Genomic DNA, 22864 nt, shown 5'->3' with positions numbered 1-22864 from the left:
GGTATGCGCCCCCTGCGGCCATGCTGTCAGGGGGACAGCTAATATTCTGAATAACGGAGTGGAGCAGTGAGATTTCCCTATCAACGTCTGGCCTATATGTTCGATGCATTGCAATCGGAAACGCTGCCTCAAGAGGAGTTGGCGAAACGCTTTGCGGTCTCGACACGCACTGTGCGGGCGGATATTACGGCGTTGAATGAGGTTCTTGAGCATTATGGTGCGCACTTTATTCATAACCGTGGCTTTGGTTATCGGCTGATGATTGATGATGCTGAGCGCTTCCGTGCTTTACAGCAGCAAAATCGTAAGATGCATTTGACGCCGCGCACTGCCAGTGAGCGAGTGCATTATCTGTTAATCCGTTTTTTGACCTCTGCTTTTTCATTGAAGCTAGAGGATTTAGCCGATGAATGGTTTGTCAGCCGTGGCACCTTGCAAAATGATATGGCTGAGGTGAGAGAAAGGCTAAACCGCTACCACCTGACGATTGAAACTAAACCTCGCTATGGCATGAAACTGTTCGGAACGGAGCTGGCTATTCGCACCTGTTTGACAGATTTATTGTTTCAGTTACAACTGCAAGATGCTGATAACCCATTATTAAATACTGATTATCTCAGTATCCAAACGCTGCCTGAGCTGACGGGGTTGCTGCATGAGTTACTGGCACAATACGCGGTGCGGTTAACGGATGAGGGCGAGCAATACCTAATTTTCTACTGTGCGGTGGCGATAAAACGCATCACCGACGGCTACCCATTATCTGATTTTGATGCTGAAGATGTGGATGAGGCGGTCAAATTGGCTTCTGGCCGTTTGGCAAATCAGCTCAAGCTCTTATCCGGTAAAGATATTTCAGCGGCGGAAGAAGCTTATTTGCGGGTGAACATTGCCGCCCGCCGGGTACAGACCAGCCAGCCCAGCACTAGCCGCCCCAGTGAAATCAATGCCGATGACGAAGAAACGCTGGTGGATTATATCCTCTCGTATATTAATGCTCACTATAACTACAATTTGCAGGGCGATAAGCAGCTGCGCAGTGACCTGCTTACCCATATCAAAACTATGATTACGCGGGTGAAATATCAGATTACTATTCCTAACCCACTGTTATCCAATATTAAACAGCATTATCCCATGGCCTATGATGTCACTCTGGCGGCCGTTTCCAGTTGGGGGAAATATACGCCTTACAGCTTAAGTGAGAATGAAATCGGCTATTTGGTCTTGCACATCGGGGTGGGGCTGGAGCGCCATTACAACATTGGTTATCAGCGCCATCCGCAGGTCATGTTGGTGTGTGACACTGGGAATTCCACCACTCGGATGATTCAGGCGCAAATTTCCCGTAAGTACCCGCAGATTGTGATGACTCAGACTATTTCCCTGCGTGATTACGACAATCTCGACCATATCGACGAAGATTTTATTATTTCCAATTCGCGATTAGCAGAGAAAAACAAGCCGGTGGTGGTGATGTCGCCGTTCCCAACAGAATATCAATTAGAGCAACTCGGTAAACTGGTCTTAGTCGACCGCACCCGGCCTTATATGCTGGAAAAATTCTTTGATAACAATCACTTTATGATTATTGACCAACCGATGACCCAGGAGCAGTTGTTCAAAAAAGTCTGTGGTCAGTTGGAAGAAGAAGGATTTGTTGATGCGGATTTTTACCCCTCAGTAGTCGAGCGGGAGGCGATAGTCTCCACTATGCTGGGCGAGGGGATTGCACTGCCACATTCACTGGGCTTATTAGCCAAGAAAACCGTGGTGGTCACTTTGTTGGCCCCTGAGGGGATTGCTTGGGGGGATGGCGAAGTTGCTCATGTGATTTTCTTGCTGGCTATCAGTAAAACTGATTATGAAGAAGCGATGGCCATTTATGACCTGTTTGTCACTTTTGTGCGCGAGCGCTCCATGAGCCGTTTATTGAGTAGCCAGCATTTTGATAGTTTTAAGGCCATCGCGATTGATTGTTTGAGTCGAATTTAGGTTTATAATTGTTCAGTGATCTGATTCGGTTGACATAAGATTGGCGGCGGCTTCACCTCAGCTACCTCAACCGCCAAAGGGGTCACAAGCGCGTGACCCCTTATGGAATCCCCGCGCTTGCGCACGTATCGCTAGCCCACTTTGTGGGTGGCCCTCGACTCATCGTTTCGCTGACGGACCGGGCCGATTCACTCCTGTTCAAGCGGCCCTCGCTCGGCGTCCATGCCTCGCGTCCTACCTCCACTTTTCACTCGGCTGCTCAAATGTGCTTTTAACATCAAAACCTAAAAACAGGGTTTTGAATTGGTTTTTGATGTTAAGCGCAATCAGAGATATTGCCGACAAGGATGGAGGGTAGAGTGAGCGGGCATGGATGCCCGCGAAAAGCGCGCTTGAGCATGGATGCGAATCGCGCTGGCTCGTTAGCCCGGAAGACGCTGGAGGTTTACCCGCAGGGCAATATTTCGCGCAAGCCGCAGGTGAAGGAGGGGCGGCCTGCCCTCCTTCTCGGTTGAGGCGGCGAAGATAAGTAGATCACTAAACCATTATCAACCGAAACAATGCTCCGATACCTAACAGCCGAATCGGATCTTCCTCCAAATTTGAAATAAAAATCAAATCACTGCCAGCCATATCTCCGCACAAACCAGCCTTTCACTAGCTGTGTCGTCACCATATAACCGGTCAAAATCAAAATTAGCCATGGGAAGTATGACAGTGGCAGCGCCTGTAATTGCAGGAATCCGGCCAGTGGTGAGAAAGTCAGTCCGATACCGACCACCACCACTGCCAATGTCATCAAACACAGTGGCCATGAGGCGCGGCTCTGAATAAACGGGATTTTACGGGTGCGAATCATATGCACAATTAAGGTCTGGGACAGCAGCCCCTCGACGAACCAGCCGGACTGGAACAATGTCTGCATTTCAGGGGTATTTGCTTTAAATACCCACCACATCAGGCTGAAGGTCAAAACGTCAAAGATTGAACTTATCGGCCCAAAGAACACCATAAATCGCCCTAAATCGCCGGCGTTCCAGCGCTGCGGTTTGGTCAGTTGCTCTTCGTCGACATTATCGAATGGAATGGCAATCTGGGAAATATCATACATCAAGTTTTGGATCAGCAAATGCAGCGGCAACATCGGCAAGAAAGGTAAGAATGCACTGGCAATCAGTACGCTGAAAACATTACCGAAGTTGGAACTGGCCGTCATTTTGATGTATTTCAGCATGTTGGCAAAAGTACGGCGGCCCTCGATCACCCCCTGTTCCAGCACCATCAAGCTCTTTTCCAGCAAAATAATATCAGCCGCTTCTTTGGCAATATCCACCGCAGAATCTACTGAAATCCCGATATCTGCTGCCCGCAGTGCCGGGGCATCATTGATACCATCCCCCATAAACCCCACCACATGGCCCGCATTTCGTAGGTTTTGCACGATGCGCTCTTTATGCATTGGTGTCAGTTTGGCGAACAGGGCGGTGGTGCGGGTGGCTTCGGTCAGCTCTGCTTCGCTCATCTGCTCGATATCACTGCCGCGCAAGACTTGATCGACAGACAGCCCGACGTCTTTACACACTTTACGCGCCACTAACTCGTTGTCGCCAGTCAGAATTTTGACGTTGACGCCGCTGTTTTTCAACGCCAGTAAAGCGGGCGCAGTGCTCTCTTTGGGCGGATCGAGGAAGGCGATATATCCTTCAAGAATCAGGTCATATTCGTCGATAACTGCATAATCTCGTTGATATGCTGGTAAAATCCGTGTCGCGACGGCCACCACTCGCAGCCCTTGCTGGTTCTGTTCATCAGTGATGCGGCGAATGCGCGCCAGCAGTGCGTCAGTCAATGGGATAACGTCATCCCCTTGGCGGACATGGCGGCAAATAGACAGCATTTCTTCCAATGCGCCTTTGCAGATTAGCTCGTGATAATCCGATTTGTCCTTGACCACCACGGACATGCGGCGGCGCTCAAAATCAAATGGAATTTCATCGATTTTGCGGTAACCCGCCAGTGTGTCGGCAGATTGAGACTCTGCGGTGGCGGAATCCCTCATGGATGAAAGTACCGCTACATCCAGTAGGTTTTTTAGCCCGGTTTGATAGTAACTATTGAGCCAGGCATAGCGCAGTACCCGCTCACAATTGGCGCCAAACACGTCGGTGTGGCTCTCCAGCACAATCTTATCTTGGGTCAAAGTACCGGTCTTATCAGTGCACAAAACATCCATTGCACCAAAGTTTTGGATAGCATCCAGCCGTTTGACGATAACTTTCTGTTTTGACAGCTTCACCGCCCCTTTTGCCAATGTCGATGTGACGATCATTGGCAGCATTTCTGGGGTCAAACCCACGGCGACCGAGAGGGCAAACAGCGCGGCCTCCCACCAGTCACCTTTAGTAAACCCATTGATCAGCAACACAATTGGCGTCATAACCAACATAAAGCGGATCAACAACCAACTGACTTTACTGATGCCGCTTTGGAAAGCATTGGGTTGCTCATCCTGATGAGTTACGCGCTCAGCCAGTAAGCCAAAATAAGTTTGGTTACCGGTGCCGATGACGATGGCGAGCGCAGAGCCACTCACCACATTGGTGCCCATAAAGCACAGGGTATCCCGCTCCAATGGGTTCTGCTCATCACATTCACGGCATTGCGCGACTTTCTCAACCGGTAGGGATTCTCCCGTCAGGGCGGCCTGGCTGATAAACAGGTCTTTTGCCACCAGAATCCGGAGATCCGCCGGGATCATGTCGCCGGCAGACAGTTTGATAATATCGCCCGGCACTAACTGAGAAATAGGTAGCTCGCGATGTTCACTTTTTCCAGTATGAGCATCACTGCGTAGCACCGTGGCGGTATTGCTGACCATGGCTTTCAGAGTATCTGCTGCGCGGTTAGAGCGGGCTTCCTGAATAAAATGCATCAGGGTAGAAATCAATACCATGGCACCAATCACCAGTGCGGCGGTGAGATCTTCCGTGGCGTAAGAAATCAGAGCCAGAATGGTCAATAGTAAGTTAAAAGGATTGCGATAACAGTGCCATAGATGAACCCACCAAGGGGTAGCTTGCTGATTTTCAATCAGATTACTGCCACTGTTTAGGCGAATGGCCTCGGCTTCCTGCTCAGTCAACCCCTCGGGGTGACTCTGAAAACGTTGATAAAGTTGCTGGGGCGTTTCATTGGCACACTGCAAACGCTGTAGAGTCAGGTCTGCCGGAATATGGGCCGCACTTCCCGCAGAAAGCCCGTCGAGCATGGTTTCCCGGCGGATCAGGCGGCGGGGCAGGTTACGGCTCAATATATTGAGCAATTGCCGAGTGAAATTTTTAACTTGCATGGTTCAAACCTTACTGTCACGCCCTGAAGTTTTTATTGAATGAACTTCAGGCTGTACCCACGGCAAATCTGCCGTAGAAAGGGCAAAATATCATCAGCAGAAACCAACGCAGGGGGGAGATGCGCAGTGACTGCCTATCGGATTGTTATTATCCAATAAGGCAACCACGTCAGACGGAGGATGACCTTATCGGTACACCCAAAGGGTGCAGATCGAGGGAGCAGGGTCCACTGGGTAATTAACCTCCGGTGAGTGAAGAATCGTTTTGCTTAAGTTTTAGCACTCAAGCAGCTATACAAGCAGTAAACAGAATGACTCTTGTTGGTATGGAAAAATGTTGGTATGGCAAAATGTTGCCACGACAAAAATTACCCTGACGGAAATTTGATCCGTTAAGGTAATAATATGTTGCCAGTCATGGAGATATCATGCGCTGAGTCTGATTCTGTGCATGGTATGCTTCCCACTGTTCTGCTAAATATAAATAATACGGCAGCTATCAGTAATAAGTTTATTATATGTATTCAAACCTAAACATTAGGTAAACCATGCAAAACCGTTTGACCATTAAGGACATTGCCCGCATGAGTGGAGTTGGAAAATCCACGGTTTCGCGGGTCTTGAATAATGAAAGCAGTGTCAGCCCACAGACTCGCGAGCGGGTCGAGGCGGTTATTCGTCAGCAGGGATTTACCCCATCGAAATCGGCCCGCGCGATGCGGGGTCAGAGTGATAAAGTGGTGGGGATTATTGTCTCGCGTCTGGATTCCCCGTCTGAGAATCAGGCGGTGCGCACCATGCTGCCGCTGTTCTACCAGCAAGGTTACGACCCTATCTTGATGGAAAGCCAGTTTGACCCCAAGTTGGTCAGCGAGCATTTGCATGTTTTACAACAGCGCTATGTCGATGGTGTCATTCTTTTTGGTTTCACCGGCTTAACCGCAGAAATGCTCGCGCCATGGCAGGAAAAAATGGTGGTATTGGCGCGAGAATATGCCGGTTTTTCTTCGGTTTGTTATGACGACGAAGGTGCGGTGCGTCTCTTGATGGATAAACTACGTCAGGCCGGACATCGCCATATCAGTTATATCGGGGTGCAGCCCTCGGATGCCACTACCGGTATGCGCCGTCACCAATCCTATCTCGATTACTGCCAGCAATATGGCCTGACCCCGATTGTCGCGTTGGGTGAATTGAGCTATCAGAGTGGTTTTCTTCTCGCGCCTCAAGTCATAAAACCGGATACCTCCGCGCTAGTTTGTGCCTCTGATACCATAGCCATGGGGGTTAGTAAGTATTTGCAGCAGCAAGGGCAGCAAAATATCCAGGTTTGTGGCATCGGGAATACCCCGCTGTTGAGCTTTTTGTTTCCTAATAGCCTGTCAGTTGAGCTGGGTTACGGTAGCGCCGGTGTGAAAGCGGCATCGCAACTGCTTGATCAACTTAATAATAATCAACCCATTCAACAAATTATCATTCCCGGTCAATTAGCTTGATACTTCTTTTCCCATCGTGATGCTCTCTGCCATTTAATCTTGAGGGGCATTTCTGGCGCGGGTAGATTCTTGACGAAAAATCACACAAAAAATTATCAAATTGTGATCTTGAACCCAAGTTGGGAACGTTCCCATTTCATAAAAATAAATACCTAGCTAATCTTTAATTAGCTGAATATATAATCAGCCTATTATTTTTGTGACCGACGTTTATTTTTAATTTGTTTTTTTGTTCAAGACAGAATGGACAGATTTTTTTAAAAAAAACTTACAATTCAATACGCTATCTCACCTTTACGAAAGGTATGTTGAAATGAGCAAAGTAAAACAACAAGACATCGATCAATTGATCGTACTGGTGGGAGGCAGAGAAAATATTGCCACCGTCAGCCATTGCATTACCCGGTTACGTTTTGTGCTAAATGATCCTGCGAAAGCCTTTCCGAAAGAAATAGAAAAACTGTCTATGGTCAAAGGCTGCTTTACCAATGCCGGGCAATTTCAAGTGGTTATCGGGCCGGAAGTCGATGATTACTACCAAGCGCTGATTGCTAAAATTGGCCAGAATGAAGTAGATAAAGAACAAACCAAGCTGGCTGCGCGGCAGAATATGACCTGGTTTGAGCGCGGTATTTCTCACTTTGCCGAGATTTTCTTCCCCCTGTTACCGGCATTGATCAGCGGCGGCTTGATCCTCGGTTTCCGTAATGTGATCGGCGACATCCCGATGTCCGAGGGCAAAACGCTGGCGCAGATGTACCCAGCGTGGCAAACCATTTACGACTTCCTTTGGTTGCTGGGCGAAGCCATCTTCTTCTATCTGCCAGTGGCTATTTGTTGGTCAACGGTGAAGAAAATGGGCGGTACACCAGTCTTGGGGATTGTACTGGGGATTACGTTGGTTTCTCCGCAGTTAATGAATTCCTATCAACTAGGGCAACAAATTCCTGAAGTTTGGAATTTCGGCTGGTTCACTATCCAAAAAGTGGGCTATCAAGCGCAGGTTATCCCCTCTATTCTGGCTGGTTTAGCTCTGGGCTGGATTGAAACCAATCTGAAAAAAATTATTCCCGCTTATCTCTACTTAGTTATCGTGCCGGTAGTGTCCTTGTTGCTGGCCGTGTTCCTTGCTCATACTTTGATTGGGCCATTTGGCCGCATGATTGGTGATGGTGTGGCATGGATTGTGAAAATGGTGATGACCGGCAGTTTTGCTCCTATTGGTGCCGCACTGTTTGGTTTCCTGTATGCGCCACTGGTGATTACCGGTATACATCAGACCACGTTAGCCATTGATATGCAGATGATTCAGAGCATGGGTGGCACACCCGTTTGGCCATTGATTGCCTTGTCTAATATTGCGCAGGCTTCTGCGGTATTGGGCATTATCATCATCAGCCGTAAGATCAATGAGCGCGAAATTTCTGTCCCAGCGGCGATTTCCGCCTATCTCGGTGTGACTGAACCCGCCATGTACGGTATTAATTTGAAATACCGTTTCCCGATGCTGTGCGCCATGATTGGTTCTGGACTGGCGGGCCTGATTTGTGGGCTAACCGGGGTGACGGCCAATGGTATTGGTGTCGGTGGGTTGCCGGGTATTTTGTCCATCAAACCACAGTTCTGGGCGATTTATAGTTTGGCAATGTTGGTGGCGGTTGTGGTGCCGTTGATTTTGACCATTTTGGTTTATAAACGCAAAGACAGTCGCGGCGAATTGCCGGTCTGAATCCTGAACCTCCGCCAGGGATTATTCTCTGGCGGAATTATATTCAGGTGAAGCTATTTTCTAGTGAACTTAATTTCTCAATTTTTTCGGTTTTTTCTACAAATAAGAGTCTGTTATGAATAATCCTATCCCTTGGTGGCAAAACGGCGTCATTTATCAGATTTACCCGAAGAGTTTTCAGGACAGTACCGGTAATGGCTACGGCGACTTGGCAGGGGTGACGCAACGGCTGGATTATCTGCAAAAGCTGGGGATTGATGCCATCTGGCTGACGCCAGTTTATGTCTCGCCACAAGTGGATAATGGCTATGACGTTGCGGATTATTGCGCCATTGATCCGGCTTACGGCACCTTGGATGACTTCAAAACGCTGGTGGAACAAGCCCATCAACGGGGCATTCGTATCGTGATGGATATGGTATTCAACCATACGTCCACTGAACATGCTTGGTTTAAAGCATCGCAAGACCGCAACAGCCCTTACCGCCAGTTTTATATTTGGCGCGATGGAGAGGGCGACAATTTGCCCAATAACTGGCGCTCTAAATTTGGCGGTAATGCCTGGCAATGGCACGCGGCCAGTGGTCAGTATTATCTGCATTTATTTGCCACCGAACAGGCTGATCTCAACTGGGAACACCAACCAGTCCGCGACGAACTGAAAAAAGTGTGTGAGTTTTGGGCTGATATTGGCGTAGATGGTTTGCGTCTGGATGTGATTAATTTGGTATCCAAACAGCAAGACTTCCCGAATGATTTCGATGGAGATGGCCGCCGTTTCTATACTGATGGCCCGCGTATCCACGAATTTTTACAAGAAATGAGCCGCGATGTGTTTCAGCCACGTGGCCTGATGACAGTAGGGGAGATGTCTTCCACCCGCCTTGAGCATTGCCAGCGCTATGCCGCATTGGGCGGTGACGAATTGTCGATGACCTTTAATTTCCATCATTTGAAAGTGGATTATCTCAAGGGTGAGAAATGGTCGCTGATGTCGCCGGATCGTGTCGAACTTAAACAGATTTTTAACCAGTGGCAGCAAGGGATGCATAACCGCGCGTGGAATGCGCTGTTCTGGTGTAATCACGACCAGCCGCGCATTGTGTCGCGTTTTGGTGATGAGGGTGCGCTGCGTTTGCCTGCCGCCAAGATGCTGGCGATGGTGCTGCACGGTATGCAGGGCACGCCCTATATTTATCAAGGCGAAGAGATTGGGATGACCAATCCAAACTTCAGCTCGATTGATCAATATCGTGATGTTGAAAGCCTGAATATGTTTGCTGAATTAAGTGCCAAAGGCCGTGAGCCTGACGAATTATTGGCAATCTTGGCGACCAAATCCCGCGATAATGGCCGCACTCCCATGCAATGGGATAGTCGCCCTAATGCCGGATTCAGCCAAGGGACGCCGTGGATCGAGCCTTGCAGTAATTACACCAATATTAACGTCGAAACTGCGTTGGCAGATGCCGATTCGGTATTTTATGCCTATCAATATCTAATAGCTCTGCGCAAGCAGCACGATGTGTTCACTTTTGGTGATTATCAGGATCTTTCCCCACAACACCCTGATTTATGGTGTTATTTACGGAATTGGCGAGGTAAGAAATTGCTGGTGGTCGCGAATCTGAGTAGTGAATCACGGCAATGGCAGCCGGAGGGCATCGAGCTGGATGGTAACTGGCAATTGTTGATGAGCAGCTATGGCGAAAGCGCTTTTCAGCCGCAGGAGATGGAATTGCGGGCCTATGAAGGGATTTATTGGGTTAGAGAAGATTGATGGCTTACGGCTGGTATTCACCAGCCGTGACGCAATGACATCAGAATTAACGACGTACCGCGATAGCTTCGATTTCGATTTTCACATCTTTCGGCAGGCGGGCCACTTCGACACATGAGCGCGCAGGGAATGGCGCATTGTGCTCGGCGAAGAAAGCTTCGTAAGTGGCGTTAACTGTGCTGAAATCATTCAAATCTTTAACGAATACCGTGGTTTTCACGATATCGGCGACTTTTAGACCAGCAGCTTCAACAATGGCTTTCACATTTTCCAGTGATTGACGCGCTTGAGCTGAAACGTCATCGGCTACCAGACCGGTTTTCGGATCAACTGGGATCTGGCCGGAAGTGATGATCATGCTGCCCAGATCGACACCTTGAACATAAGGGCCAATGGCGGCAGGGGCGAGTTCAGTGCTGATAATGCGTGACATGGTGACTCCTGGTTATCAAATATCATAATTAATTATCCCCATCATTATAAAGATGGGGCGAATTACAGCAACCCGCTTGCGGCTAATCTGCTTGTAATACCACTTGGTGATCAAACTCTTTCTCGCAATATTTGCATTTAAGGTGAATTTCACCCTGCTTGGCTTTCACTTTAAAGCTGGAGTCGACTGGCTCATTGTGGCTGATACAGTTGCTATTAGGGCAGGTGAGTACGCCGTCGATATGCTCCGGTAGACTGAGCGTCAGCTTTTTGACCACTTCATAATTATCAATGCGGTTGACGGTAGCATCCGGCGCATACATCGCTAATTGGTTGGCTTGTTGCTCTGTCAGGAAGGTATTTTCTATTTTAATCAGATCCTTACGACCTGAACGCTTAGAGGGTAAGTTCAACCCGATGGTAATGCGCTGGTCAGTCGCAGTCAGTTTGAACAGCGACAGCAATTTAAACCCGATTTGCGCCGGAATATGGTCAATCACGGTGCCGCATTTAATTGCCTCAACCTGTAGTTTGTAATCCTGAGTCATGTTCAATCCCCCTTAAAGAGCCAAATCTGCGTTGAGTACCAGCGCCAACAGCGCCTGACGTGCAAAAATCCCGTTACCTGCTTGTTGGAAATAGTAGGCGTAAGGGGTTTTATCAACATCGGTGGTAATTTCATCAATACGTGGCAGCGGGTGTAGCACTTTGAGATTATCTCGCGCACCATTCAAATCAGCCGCACGTAGGACAAACTGTGCTTTGACGTTGGCGTATTCTGACGGGTCAAGGCGCTCTTTTTGTACGCGGGTCATATAGAGAATATCCAGCTCAGGCACCACTTCTTCAATACTTTCGTGCAGGCTATATTCAATACCTTTTTCTTCCAACATTTCAAGAAGATAAGCTGGCATTGCCAGTGCGTCCGGGGCGATAAAGAAGAAGCGATTGCCATCGAATTTAGCCAGCGCTTGCGTCAGCGAGTGCACGGTACGGCCATATTTTAGGTCGCCGACCATGGCAATATTGATGTTATCCAGCCGACCTTGGGTTTCCTGAATTGTGAATAAATCGAGCAGTGTTTGGGTTGGGTGCTGGTTGGCTCCATCACCGGCATTGACCACCGGCACATGGCCGGAGAATTGGGCGGCAAGGCGCGCAGCCCCTTCTTGCGGATGGCGCATGACAATGGCATCGACATAGGTGCTGATGACTGACATGGTGTCAGCCAGCGTCTCGCCTTTCTTACCCAGCGAAGTGTTGCTGCTATCCGAAAAACCGACGACGGATGCGCCAAGACGGTGAATAGAGGTTTCAAATGACAAACGGGTGCGGGTTGAGGCTTCGAAAAAGCAACTGGCGATCACTTTGTGTTTTAACAACTCAGGTTGCGGATGGCTTTTTAGACTGGCGGCAGTGCGTAATACCAGTTCCAGCTCCTCGCGACATAAGTCGTTAATTGAGATTATATGCTTGTGATACAATGGGTTGACCATTTCGCTCTCCTCTGTGACCCGTCATGCTTCAAGCTGCATGTGCGTTGGCTGCTTTCGCTCATCCCAGTTACTTACTGGTCGTTGACCTTAAAGTCAGTAGACTCTTGGGGATTTGCTCAGTTGCCGCCTTCCTGCAACTCGAATTATTTAGGGTATATATTTTAATTGGTGATAATGCTTAATTTGGTGCCGATCGGCAGACAAAAAAAAGCCCCTCAATGAGGGGCCTTTCAGGATCGGTTTAGCAACGGGAGAAAGAACGGCAGTTGGCTGCCTGCTGGCAGTCTATTTTGTCGGCCATCAATAGGGCCATTTTCAACAAAACGACGATGTTTAGCAAAATCCAAGCAGCTTTTCATCATATCTCCCGGCAAATTGTGGCGAATTATACTCGCGTGGGATTTCTCTGCAAGGGGGAAAAGCCGCATTTTTTATGATTAGCAAACGATTACTTATTGGGAGCGAGTGTGGATCGTCTCATCCAATATCAACCGAGTCACAAAAATTAAAACTTAATCTTCATCAAATCCAGAATTAAATAACTCAATCACTGCCGCCAAAGCCTGTATCTCATCAGGCCCGGTCGCCTCAACCTCAATTTGGCGGCCTTTGGCGGAATCGAGCATCAGCAGTGCAATAACACTGCTGGCTTCGGCTTCGGTCCCACTGTCATTGCGTAACATCACTTCTGCATCAAAACTTTGGACCAGTTCGAACAATTTCATTGCGGGTCTGGCATGCATCCCCAACTTGTTTTTGATCTCAACTGTCTGTTTGACGGTCATTATTTACGCTTTTCCAGAGTACGATGACGTGATTGGACATTCTTCCCGCGAGCGCGGAAGTAATCGGCCAGTTGTTCCGCAACGTAGACTGAACGGTGCTTACCGCCAGTACACCCAATGGCAACCGTCAGATAACTGCGGTTATTGGTTTCCAGCATCGGCAACCACAGTTCCAGATAGCTGCGGGTCTGATAAATAAAGTTGTGCACTTCTGTATGGCGATCGAGGAAAGAAGCTACCGGCTTATCCAAACCTGTCATGGGGCGTAATTTCGGGTCCCAGTGCGGGTTTGGCAGGAAGCGTACGTCGAAGACATAATCTGCATCAATGGGAAGGCCGTGTTTAAAGCCGAAAGACTCAAACACCATGGTCAGCTCACGCTCACGTTTACCCAGTAGACGGGTGCGCAGCATCTCAGCCAACTCATGCACTGACATTTCAGAAGTATCAATAATCAAGTCGGCCCGTGAGCGCAAAGGCTCTAACAGGTCGCTTTCTTCATCAATAGCACTTTCTAATGACAGATTTTTGGTCGACAGCGGATGTAGCCGACGGGTGTCACTATAGCGACGAATCAAGGTATTGCGATCAGCATCCAAAAACAGCAACTGCGGTGAAAAGCTGTCCGGCAGTTGGGTCATGGCATGTTCAAATACCTCAGGAGATTCAGGCATATTGCGCACGTCTATGCTCACTGCGGCAGAGATGTTCCTATCGGCGAGTGTACTCGCCAATTGCGGCAGCAGAACCACAGGCAAGTTATCGACGCAGTAGAAACCCATATCTTCCAATGCGCGCAAAGCAACAGACTTCCCTGAACCGGAACGGCCGCTGACAATCATCAGCACCATGTGAGTGACTCCCTCTATAGAACCCTATATTCCCGGCCACACAAGCCGGGCATAGCGAATAAAACGGATGTTTCCCAGTGAATTACGCTGTTTCTGGCGGTAATTCAGTCATGATTTGATAAAGCTCATCATCACTTTGCGCCGCCCGTAAACGACGACACACTGTTTTATCAGCTAATCGTTTGGCTACTAAAGACAAAGTGTGTAAGTGAGTTTTACATTGATCTGCTGGAACCAACAAGGCAAATAATAGATCAACCGGTTGATTATCAATAGCATCGAAAGCAATAGGTTGGTCCAAGCGGATAAATACACCTACAGCGCGCAGTGTATCTTCCTCCAGCTTGCCATGAGGTATCGCGATGCCACTACCAATGCCTGTACTGCCCATGCGTTCGCGGGTTAACACAGCATCGAAAACGATCTGTGACGGCAGGTTCAGCTGTTTGGCAGCTAACTCGCTGATAATTTCCAAAGCCCGTTTTTTACTTGAGCAATGTACGGAGCTTTTGGTGCACTCGATATTTAATACCGAGCTTAATTGCAATGCTGGATCGTTGATCATCTCATCTTTCACTTAAGCGCTGTTTTACGCCTGATGCCAGCGGAATATTCTTCTCTGCTGGCATCAGGTTGTGTAGCGAGTGTAGAACCTTTGCTGTGTACCGTCATACTTCAAGCTGCATGTGCTTTCCTGCAATTCGAATTATTTAAGGTAGATAACAGCAACAAGGGCCCCTAATGTTGTTTTAGCTTATCTTTATGTTTGTTCAACTGGCGAGCCAGTTTATCAACCAAAATATCAATTGCGGCGTACATATCCTCCTGCTCTGAGCTTGCGTGCAACTCACCCCCATTCACATGCACCGTTGCTTCTGCAATTTGTTTTACTTTTTCGACACTTAAAACCACATACACTTGGTTAATGCGATCAAAATATTGCTCTAGTTTGGCAAATTTAGTGGTAACAAACTCGCGTAATGCTTCGGTTATTTCGACATGATGTCCGGTAATATTGAGTTGCATAGTGTCTTCCTTCTCAGTTCAGGTCAAACCAACTGTTTACGCTGGTTTGACGGCGGGATGGATAACGACTCTCGGTACTTCGCGACAGTACGCCGCGCCACCATAATGCCTTGTTCGCATAATAGCGTGGTCAGCTTACTGTCACTCAGTGGTTTGGCAGGATTTTCTGCCGCAACCAATTTTTTCACCAGTGCACGGATTGCAGTGGAAGAAGCTTCCCCCCCGCTTTCGGTATTGACGTGACTGGAGAAGAAATACTTCAGCTCGAAAATACCCCGAGGACTGTGCAGGAATTTCTGCGTGGTCACACGGGAAATTGTCGACTCATGCATATCCACGGCTTGGGCAATGTCTGCCAGTACCATGGGTTTCATAAATTCAGGCCCATTCTCAAAAAAGGCCACTTGCTGCTCTACGATGCAGCGCGCCACTTTTAACAGCGTCTCATTGCGGCTTTCAAGGCTTTTTATCAACCATTTTGCTTCTTGCAGATTGCTACGGATAAACTGCCCATCACTGTCATTACGGGTGCTGCTGCCCATTGCCGCATACTGTTGGTTGATTTTCAGGCGTGGAATGCTATCGGCATTCAGCTCTACCGTCCAGTGTCCTTTGTCTTTACGCACCAGAACGTCCGGTATGACATACTCAGATTCCCCGGTATTGATGGACTGGCCAGGGCGCGGGTCCAGTGATTGAATCAGAGCAATGGCTTCTTTTAGTGTATCTTCTTTTAGCCGACTTAAACGGATCATCGTGCGGAAATCATGGTTGCCTAGCAAATCCAGATAATCACTAATAACCAAGCGCGCTTCGGCCAGATAAGGCGTGTCTTTAGCATATTGCGACAACTGCACCAATAGGCATTCCCGCAAGTTTCGCGCCGCGACACCAATGGGATCAAAGTGTTGTATCCGCTTAAGCACCGCCTCAACTTCATCCAACCCGACGTTTTCATCTCCCATACTTTCCAGAATGTCTTCCAGTGGCACAGTAAGATAACCGGTTTCATCAACCGCATCGACGATAGAAGTCGCAATCGCAGCATCAGTTTCAGAAAAGGGGGTCAAGTCCACTTGCCACATTAAATAGTCTTGTAGCGTTTGGGTGGTTTCCCCTTGATAGACCGGTAGCTCGTCGTCACTGTAATCATTACCCATACCGGATGGTGTGCCTGCGGTGTAAATTTCATCCCAGGTCGCATCCAGTGGTAACTCTTCCGGCATATCTTTTTGTTCCAGCGCTTCGCGGGTATCAAGCGCTTCACTGTCTACCGTTTCTTTTGCATCTATCTCTTCGTGAAGATCGGTTTGCTCAAGCAGGGGGTTACTCTCCAGCGCTAACTGAATCTCCTGCTGGAGCTCTAGCGTAGAAAGCTGCAACAGGCGAATAGCCTGCTGTAGCTGCGGAGTCATTGCCAGTTGTTGGCTGAACTTGAGTTGCAAACCTTGCTTCATAATGCAGTATCAATTTTCCTGGTGGCTAACAAAATCATCAACAGCGTTTCAGAATGAGAAAATTAAAGACGGAACTCTTCACCCAAATAAACACGTTTAACTTGTTCGTCAGCCAAAATTTCCTGTGGTGTTCCGTGAGCGATTAAACGCCCTTGGCTTACAATATAAGCCCGCTCACAAACGTCGAGTGTCTCGCGCACGTTATGGTCGGTAATCAGGACACCGAGGCCACTGTCGCGCAGGTGCTCAATTATTTTTTTGATATCAATAACAGAAATCGGGTCAACCCCAGCAAACGGCTCATCCAGCAGAATAAATTTAGGATTAGCTGCCAGCGCACGGGCGATTTCAACCCGGCGACGTTCACCGCCAGAAAGTGATTGGCCCAGACTGTCACGTAAATGAGTAATATGGAACTCTTCCATTAACTCATCAGCCCGCTCCTGGCGTTGTTCAGAGGAGAGGTCTTTACGGATTTCCAGCACCGCCATTAGATTATTAAAGACACTCAGGCGGCGGAAGATTGAAGCTTCTTGCGGTAAGTAGCCAATTCCGCGCAGGGCGCGTTCATGCAAAGGCAAAAGGCTGATATCTTCGTCATCAATCACAATACGCCCGGCGTCACGCTGAACAATGCCGACGACCATATAAAAAGTGGTGGTTTTACCGGCACCGTTCGGCCCAAGTAAACCGACAATCTCACCGGACTTTACTTTCAAGCTGACGTCTTCGACCACTTTACGGCCTTTGTATGCCTTAGCCAGTTTTTCTGCGATTAATGTTGCCATAAATGATTAGTTACTCTTCTTTTGGCCTGAAGCTGCTGGCCCTTTATCTTGTAATTGGGACGGTAATAGCACGGTGGTGACGCGCTTGCCTTTATCACTGAAGGCTTCCATCTGCTGTTTTTTCACCAAATAAGTGATGCGATCACCTTTGATATTGCTATCAAGCTGCTCCAGATAGGCATCACCGGTCAACACGACAAAATCGTTAGCGACTTCGTAACGCAGTTTCTGTCCATGGCCTTTCACGGGCTTACCACTGTCTTGCATCTGATAGAAAGTGACCGGATTACCAAAACCTTCAATGACCATTTTGCTCTGATCACCACCCGGGCGGGTAACCACCACTTTATCAGCCTTAATCTCAATGGTGCCTTGCTTGATAATCACATTATCAGTAAATGTGATGGTATTCGCCGCCATATCTAGTGCTTGTTTAGCTGAGTCAACCTTGACGGGCTGGTCAGTATCACCCGTTAAAGCCAATGCTGGCAGGCTGGCGGCCAAAAGTGAGCTGGCAAGCAAAAAATGACGAATTTTATTTTTGGATTTCATAAGAGGTTTTAACCTTTTCAATCAGCTCGGCGGTTTTATCCCGCAAGTTGCCACGCATTTTCATGCCGTTAGAGGTAAATCCAACACCAAAGAGGGTCACTTCATCATCAGAGGAGACATCCTGAGTGATCAAATTAACTTGGGCGTTATCAGTTTTAATTTTTTGTAACTGTGCGTCTGGGGTTAGGCTATCAACCTCAACATGACCATACAAATAAAGCATCTTATCATTGGTCAGCTTGGCACGGTCCGCACGTACTGACCACGTGGCGACGGCATTCTCATCAAACATTGTCATCACTGGCCGGGTAAACCAGGTCAGCTCTTGTTCGCTGAAATTCTGGACTTCTTCCGCCACCAGTTTATAACTCAACTGCCCAACTGGATTAAAAACCACGGTAACAGTATGTTGGCTTTGCGATGAGGGTTCCTGATCATTCGCCACATTTTGTCTACCTTGTTGATTAAAACCGGAGAAATTCCAGCCAATCAAAGCTAAGGCAATCAGTGCTAAGGATATTGTTATCCATAGTCTTGTTTTACTCATATCGACAATCCTTTAGCACCTTCGAGTTTACCTTGGGCTAATAATATCAAATCACATAACTCGCGTACTGCACCGCGCCCGCCCTTGATTTGCGTGACATAATCCGCTTTGGGAATGAGTAATGGATGGGCATCCGCCACGGCGACAGATAAGCCCACTTGCGCCATTACGGGCCAATCAATCAAATCATCACCAATATAAGCAACGTGCTCAGGCAGACATTTTAATGCGGCCAATAACTCATTATAGGCAACCAGCTTATCAGATTGCCCTTGATAAAGGTGGGTAATGCCTAAGGTGTTGGCACGGTCTTCCAGTAATTTAGCATTGCGGCCAGTGATAATTGCCACCTCAATACCCGAGGTTATCAGGCAGCGGATACCATAGCCATCCCGCACATTGAAAGCTTTCAGCTCTTCGCCCTGATTACCCATGTAAATCAGGCCATCGGACATGACACCATCAACATCACAGATCAATAAGCGAATGTTGGCTGCACGTTCCATAACGTTGCTAGCGACTGGGCCATAGCATGTGTCCAGATATACTGTGCTATCCATAATTTACCTTTTATTAAACAACACCGGCTCTCAGCATGTCATGCATATGCACCACACCCAGTAATTGGTCACCATCGGCCACTAATACCGCAGTAATATGACGTGATTCCATCAGGTTGAGCACATCTACTGCCAACAGGTTTGGACGCACCCGAATACCGCCTTTGGTCATCACATCCGCGATTTTCGCGTTATTTAAGTCAATGCCCATATCGAATACCCGGCGCAAATCCCCATCGGTAAAGATACCTTTAATCATCATCAAATCGTCACAGATTACGGTTAAACCCAGATTTTTCCGAGTAATCTCCAGTAATGCATCGCGTAATGAAGCATCAGGGCTGACGTGAGGAATCTCCGCACCGGTGTGCATAATATCGCTGATCCGCAATAATAATTTGCGCCCTAGTGCGCCGCCCGGATGGGAGAGAGCAAAATCTTCCTGAGTGAAGCCCCGCGCCTGCAGCAAAGCCACCGCGAGGGCATCACCCATCACTAATGTGGCGGTGGTGCTGGTGGTCGGAGCCAGCCCCAGTGGGCAAGCTTCTTGCGGCACCTTGATACACAAGTGAATGTCAGCCGCTTTGCCCATGGTGCTTTCTGGGTTGCTGCTCATGCAAATAAGCTGGATTTTCTGGCGTTTGAGGACGGGGATCAACGCCAGAATTTCGTTGGACTCCCCTGAGTTGGAGATGGCGAGCACGATATCTTGCGGCGTGATCATCCCCAAATCGCCATGACTGGCCTCGCCGGGATGGACAAAAAATGATGGGGTGCCGGTGCTGGCGAAAGTCGCAGCAATTTTGCACCCAATATGGCCAGATTTACCCATCCCCATAACGACCACTTTACCGTGGCAGTTAAATATGGCCTCGCAAGCTCGGGAAAAATCGTCATTAATGTATTGATCGAGTTGCGCCAATCCTTCGCGCTCAATCTGTAATACTTGTTTACCCGCCTGTTGAAAATCAACTTTTGGCTGCAAATCAGAAAAAGACATTCTTGGTTCCCGCTCAATGTTGGTAGGCAATATGGGTTAGGCCGCAGTCAAGGGCAGCCAAAATAGCACCGCCAGGTACGCGATAAACCCGCATAATAACAGAGCGCCCGCCATATGGCCGATTCGATGTTTACGCCCCAGACAAAGCACAGTAAATATCACACTAACAGCGAGCATGACCCAATAATCTCGCTGAAAAGCCTCGGGGTTGATATCACCCGGAGACAGCAATGCGGGAACGCCTAACACAATGACAATATTAAAGATATTTGAACCGATGATGTTGCCAACCGCCATATCATTTTCACCTTTTAACGCGCCGGCGATAAAGGTGGCCAGTTCAGGTAAGCTGGTGCCAATGGCAATGACGGTTAGCCCGATAACTAACTCACTAACACCGGCGACTCTGGCGATGACCGTGGCATTGTCGATAATCATTTTGGCTGACAGTGGCAAAATAATGAATGCCAGCACCAGCCATAATAATGCGACAGTATTACTGCTGTCTTGTGGTAGCTCAGCCAATTGCTCGCGGGTGAGAATATCATTTCCTTGCGAATGGGCCAGGCGTGCGATTTTTAGTATCAGAATAATAAAAGCCACGGCTGCCAATAGCAAAATAACACCATCTCCCCGGCTAAGGTGATTATCAGCCAGTAGGAAACCACATAATACCGTTACGACTAACATCAAGGGCAATTCGCGGCGTACAATCTCTGAGCGCACGGTCAGCGGGCGTATTAGGGCGGCACCGCCCACTATCAGCAATAAATTGGTAATATTGGAGCCCAATACGTTCCCGACGGCCATATCTGTTTGGTTATTTAGAGCCGCGGTTACTGATACAATCAGTTCCGGCAGCGAAGTGCCAATGCCGACAATGGTCATCCCAATAATGAGTGGCGGGATACCGAAAGAGCGGGATAACACGGCAGCGCCATAAACTAATCTATCGGCACCGTACACCAATAGAACCAAGCCAATGATTAATAGTGTTATCGCAAGAAACATGCAGAGTCCTTTTTTCGATATAATCCTGAACCATTGGCAGAAGTTGGCTGTCGGTAAATGTGAGTCGATAGGCAACAATGACTAAAAATACATTTTTTACGTTTTTTTTACTTACCCCCTAATTTTGACTGTGAGTGCCAGAAAAGTAAAACGTATGGCAACTTTGGCTACGAAAAAACGTCAATAAGTTGCCAGAATACTTCTCAATTGCGCTCGCTAGCGCCATTTGCTGTAACATTGGCGGTATACTCGTCAGACTTCAAGCTGCGTGTGCGTTGGCTGCTTTCGTTCACCCCAGTCACTTACTTGTGTAAGCTCCTGGGGATTTACTCAGGTTGCCGCCTGCCTGCAACTCGAATTATTTAGAGTATAAATGAGTCATAAAAGGCCTAAGGGACGAATGATAATGAACCAATTGGCGTCGAATTTGATAGAGATCCGTGGGATGAGTTTTACCCGTGGTGAGCGCCCGATATTCGCCGATATCAACATGACAGTCCCGCGCGGCAAGGTTACGGCGATTATGGGGCCTTCGGGGATTGGTAAAACCACTCTGTTGCGCTTGATTGGCGGGCAACTGGCACCCGATACCGGTGAAATCTGGTTTGATGGTGATAATATTCCGGCTCTTTCTCGTCAGCGTTTGTATGATGTGCGCAAGAAAATGAGCATGTTGTTTCAATCGGGTGCGTTATTCACCGATTTAACAGTATTTGAGAATGTGGCTTTCCCATTACGTGAACATAGCCGTTTACCTGAAGAACTGCTGCATAGCACGGTGATGATGAAGTTAGAGGCCGTAGGGTTGCGTGGTGCGGCTAACTTAATGCCCGCTGAACTTTCTGGCGGTATGGCGCGCCGCGCGGCACTGGCGCGGGCAATCGCCCTTGATCCCGAATTGATTATGTTCGATGAGCCTTTTGTTGGTCAGGACCCTATCACCATGGGCGTACTGGTAAAACTGATTGATGAGCTGAATCATGCACTGGGGGTCACCTGCGTGGTGGTTTCCCACGATGTACCGGAAGTGCTGAGTATTGCTGATTATGCTTATATTGTTGCCGATCAGCATGTGATTGCTGAAGGAACACCTGAGCAGCTACAAGCCAATGACGATAAGCGGGTGCGTCAGTTCCTCGATGGTATTGCCGACGGGCCGGTGCCTTTCCGTTTCCCGGCGGGCGATTATAAAACTGAGCTGTTAGGTTAATGGATGGAGTATTCATGTTAGTACAGGCATTGGCGTCTTTAGGCCGCCGGGGCATTAATGTCTGCGCATCCTTTGGTCGCGCGGGTTTAATGCTGTTTAATGCGCTGGTTGGGCGGCCTGAACCGCGAAAACAGTGGCCATTATTGGTCAAGCAACTGTATAGCGTTGGGGTGCAATCCTTACTGATTATCGTGGTTTCCGGCCTATTTATCGGTATGGTTTTGGGCTTACAGGGCTTTTTGATCCTCACCACATACAGCGCAGAAGCCAGCCTCGGGATGATGGTTTCTTTATCATTACTGCGAGAATTGGGGCCTGTAGTGACGGCGCTGCTGTTTGCTGGCCGTGCCGGTTCTGCCCTGACGGCAGAGATTGGCCTAATGAAAGCGACTGAACAGATTTCTAGTTTGGAAATGATGGCGATTGACCCTCTAAGACGAGTGGTTGCTCCTCGGTTCTGGGCTGGGCTTATCAGTATGCCATTATTGACGGCTATTTTTGTCGCGGTGGGCATCTGGGGTGGTTCCGTTGTTGGTGTTGACTGGAAGGGGATTGATAGCGGTTTCTTCTGGTCTGCAATGCAAAGTGCCGTCGAATGGCGCACAGATTTACTGAATTGCCTGATTAAGAGCCTGGTATTTGCCATTACCGTGACTTGGATTGCGCTGTTCAATGGGTATGATGCGATCCCAACATCTGAGGGGATTAGCCGGGCAACGACCCGTACTGTGGTGCATTCATCACTGGCGGTATTGGGATTAGATTTTGTGCTGACAGCACTGATGTTTGGGAACTGAGTC

At 48.4% G+C, this 22864-nt stretch carries 21 protein-coding genes; 6 read left to right on the top strand and 15 right to left on the bottom strand.

What is annotated here, in order from left to right; translation table 11 throughout:
• Nucleotides 1–66 precede the first annotated feature (66 nt).
• Entirely contained in the window at nucleotides 67–1995 is a 1929-nt protein-coding gene (locus OP863_RS17640) for a BglG family transcription antiterminator (RefSeq protein WP_145509832.1), read from the top strand.
• A gap of 619 nt (nucleotides 1996–2614) precedes the next feature.
• Here OP863_RS17640 and mgtA read toward each other — a convergent pair.
• Nucleotides 2615–5344, bottom strand: coding sequence for a magnesium-translocating P-type ATPase (gene mgtA / locus OP863_RS17635; RefSeq protein ID WP_265525667.1), 2730 nt, complete (start codon nucleotides 5342–5344; stop codon nucleotides 2615–2617).
• A gap of 548 nt (nucleotides 5345–5892) precedes the next feature.
• Between mgtA and treR the strand changes: the two genes are divergently transcribed.
• The 3 genes from treR (at nucleotide 5893) to treC (ending at nucleotide 10349) form a co-directional block, all read left to right on the top strand.
• Nucleotides 5893–6840, top strand: a complete 948-nt coding sequence (gene treR, locus OP863_RS17630; RefSeq protein WP_145589317.1) for a trehalose operon repressor TreR — start codon at nucleotides 5893–5895, stop codon at nucleotides 6838–6840.
• Nucleotides 6841–7153: 313 nt separating this feature from the next.
• On the top strand, nucleotides 7154–8569 hold the full coding sequence (gene treB, locus OP863_RS17625; protein ID WP_145589316.1) for a PTS trehalose transporter subunit IIBC: 1416 nt from the start codon (nucleotides 7154–7156) through the stop codon (nucleotides 8567–8569).
• 115 nt (nucleotides 8570–8684) lie between these two features.
• Complete coding sequence (gene treC / locus OP863_RS17620) at nucleotides 8685–10349, top strand: alpha,alpha-phosphotrehalase (RefSeq protein WP_050292177.1); 1665 nt, start codon at nucleotides 8685–8687, stop codon at nucleotides 10347–10349.
• Nucleotides 10350–10395: 46 nt separating this feature from the next.
• Here the strand turns inward: treC and ridA are convergent, their stop codons facing one another.
• The 14 genes from ridA to OP863_RS17550 form a co-directional block, all read right to left on the bottom strand.
• Entirely contained in the window at nucleotides 10396–10782 is a 387-nt protein-coding gene (ridA, locus tag OP863_RS17615) for a 2-iminobutanoate/2-iminopropanoate deaminase (RefSeq protein ID WP_004392344.1), read from the bottom strand.
• 82 nt (nucleotides 10783–10864) lie between these two features.
• On the bottom strand, nucleotides 10865–11329 hold the full coding sequence (gene pyrI / locus OP863_RS17610) for an aspartate carbamoyltransferase regulatory subunit (RefSeq protein WP_004392342.1): 465 nt from the start codon (nucleotides 11327–11329) through the stop codon (nucleotides 10865–10867).
• Nucleotides 11330–11341: 12 nt separating this feature from the next.
• Entirely contained in the window at nucleotides 11342–12277 is a 936-nt protein-coding gene (pyrB, locus tag OP863_RS17605; protein ID WP_032820756.1) for an aspartate carbamoyltransferase, read from the bottom strand.
• Between the two features lie 512 nt (nucleotides 12278–12789).
• Nucleotides 12790–13062 carry a PTS phosphocarrier protein NPr gene (gene npr / locus OP863_RS17600; RefSeq protein WP_005162489.1) on the bottom strand — a complete coding sequence of 91 codons (273 nt, stop codon included), beginning with the start codon at nucleotides 13060–13062 and terminating at the stop codon, nucleotides 12790–12792.
• A complete protein-coding gene (gene rapZ / locus OP863_RS17595; RefSeq protein WP_004392034.1) occupies nucleotides 13062–13913 on the bottom strand; it encodes an RNase adapter RapZ in 852 nt (283 codons plus the stop codon). Before rapZ ends, npr begins: the two co-directional genes overlap by 1 nt.
• A gap of 82 nt (nucleotides 13914–13995) precedes the next feature.
• Nucleotides 13996–14478, bottom strand: coding sequence for a PTS IIA-like nitrogen regulatory protein PtsN (ptsN, locus tag OP863_RS17590; protein WP_032820610.1), 483 nt, complete (start codon nucleotides 14476–14478; stop codon nucleotides 13996–13998).
• 173 nt (nucleotides 14479–14651) lie between these two features.
• The gene (hpf, locus tag OP863_RS17585) at nucleotides 14652–14939 is read right to left on the bottom strand and encodes a ribosome hibernation promoting factor (protein ID WP_004392031.1); all 288 of its coding nucleotides are present in this window, start codon (nucleotides 14937–14939) and stop codon (nucleotides 14652–14654) included.
• A 23-nt stretch (nucleotides 14940–14962) separates the two neighbouring features.
• On the bottom strand, nucleotides 14963–16396 hold the full coding sequence (gene rpoN, locus OP863_RS17580) for an RNA polymerase factor sigma-54 (RefSeq protein WP_145509835.1): 1434 nt from the start codon (nucleotides 16394–16396) through the stop codon (nucleotides 14963–14965).
• A gap of 62 nt (nucleotides 16397–16458) precedes the next feature.
• Nucleotides 16459–17184, bottom strand: coding sequence for an LPS export ABC transporter ATP-binding protein (gene lptB, locus OP863_RS17575; RefSeq protein WP_038638724.1), 726 nt, complete (start codon nucleotides 17182–17184; stop codon nucleotides 16459–16461).
• 6 nt (nucleotides 17185–17190) lie between these two features.
• The gene (gene lptA, locus OP863_RS17570) at nucleotides 17191–17736 is read right to left on the bottom strand and encodes a lipopolysaccharide ABC transporter substrate-binding protein LptA (protein WP_265525666.1); all 546 of its coding nucleotides are present in this window, start codon (nucleotides 17734–17736) and stop codon (nucleotides 17191–17193) included.
• Nucleotides 17720–18283: an LPS export ABC transporter periplasmic protein LptC gene (gene lptC / locus OP863_RS17565; protein ID WP_038638730.1), complete on the bottom strand. Its 564-nt coding sequence runs from the start codon at nucleotides 18281–18283 to the stop codon at nucleotides 17720–17722. Before lptC ends, lptA begins: the two co-directional genes overlap by 17 nt.
• Nucleotides 18280–18843 carry a 3-deoxy-manno-octulosonate-8-phosphatase KdsC gene (gene kdsC / locus OP863_RS17560; RefSeq protein WP_038638733.1) on the bottom strand — a complete coding sequence of 188 codons (564 nt, stop codon included), beginning with the start codon at nucleotides 18841–18843 and terminating at the stop codon, nucleotides 18280–18282. Before kdsC ends, lptC begins: the two co-directional genes overlap by 4 nt.
• A 13-nt stretch (nucleotides 18844–18856) precedes the next feature.
• Nucleotides 18857–19843 (bottom strand): arabinose-5-phosphate isomerase KdsD, encoded by a 987-nt coding sequence (kdsD, locus tag OP863_RS17555; protein ID WP_038638736.1) that lies wholly within the window; start codon nucleotides 19841–19843, stop codon nucleotides 18857–18859.
• Between the two features lie 36 nt (nucleotides 19844–19879).
• Nucleotides 19880–20854 (bottom strand): calcium/sodium antiporter, encoded by a 975-nt coding sequence (locus tag OP863_RS17550; RefSeq protein ID WP_145589313.1) that lies wholly within the window; start codon nucleotides 20852–20854, stop codon nucleotides 19880–19882.
• Nucleotides 20855–21260: 406 nt separating this feature from the next.
• Between OP863_RS17550 and mlaF the strand changes: the two genes are divergently transcribed.
• Both mlaF and mlaE read left to right on the top strand, forming a co-directional pair.
• Complete coding sequence (gene mlaF, locus OP863_RS17545) at nucleotides 21261–22064, top strand: phospholipid ABC transporter ATP-binding protein MlaF (RefSeq protein ID WP_050112200.1); 804 nt, start codon at nucleotides 21261–21263, stop codon at nucleotides 22062–22064.
• A 14-nt stretch (nucleotides 22065–22078) separates the two neighbouring features.
• Complete coding sequence (gene mlaE, locus OP863_RS17540) at nucleotides 22079–22861, top strand: lipid asymmetry maintenance ABC transporter permease subunit MlaE (RefSeq protein WP_038638744.1); 783 nt, start codon at nucleotides 22079–22081, stop codon at nucleotides 22859–22861.
• Nucleotides 22862–22864 lie beyond the last annotated feature (3 nt).

Source organism: Yersinia sp. SCPM-O-B-9106 (C-191), from assembly GCF_026183365.1.
GTDB classification, from domain to species: Bacteria; Pseudomonadota; Gammaproteobacteria; order Enterobacterales; family Enterobacteriaceae; genus Yersinia; species Yersinia rochesterensis.
The sequence above is the reverse complement of the archived record's forward strand: the minus strand, read 5'-3'. Positions and strand labels throughout refer to the sequence as shown.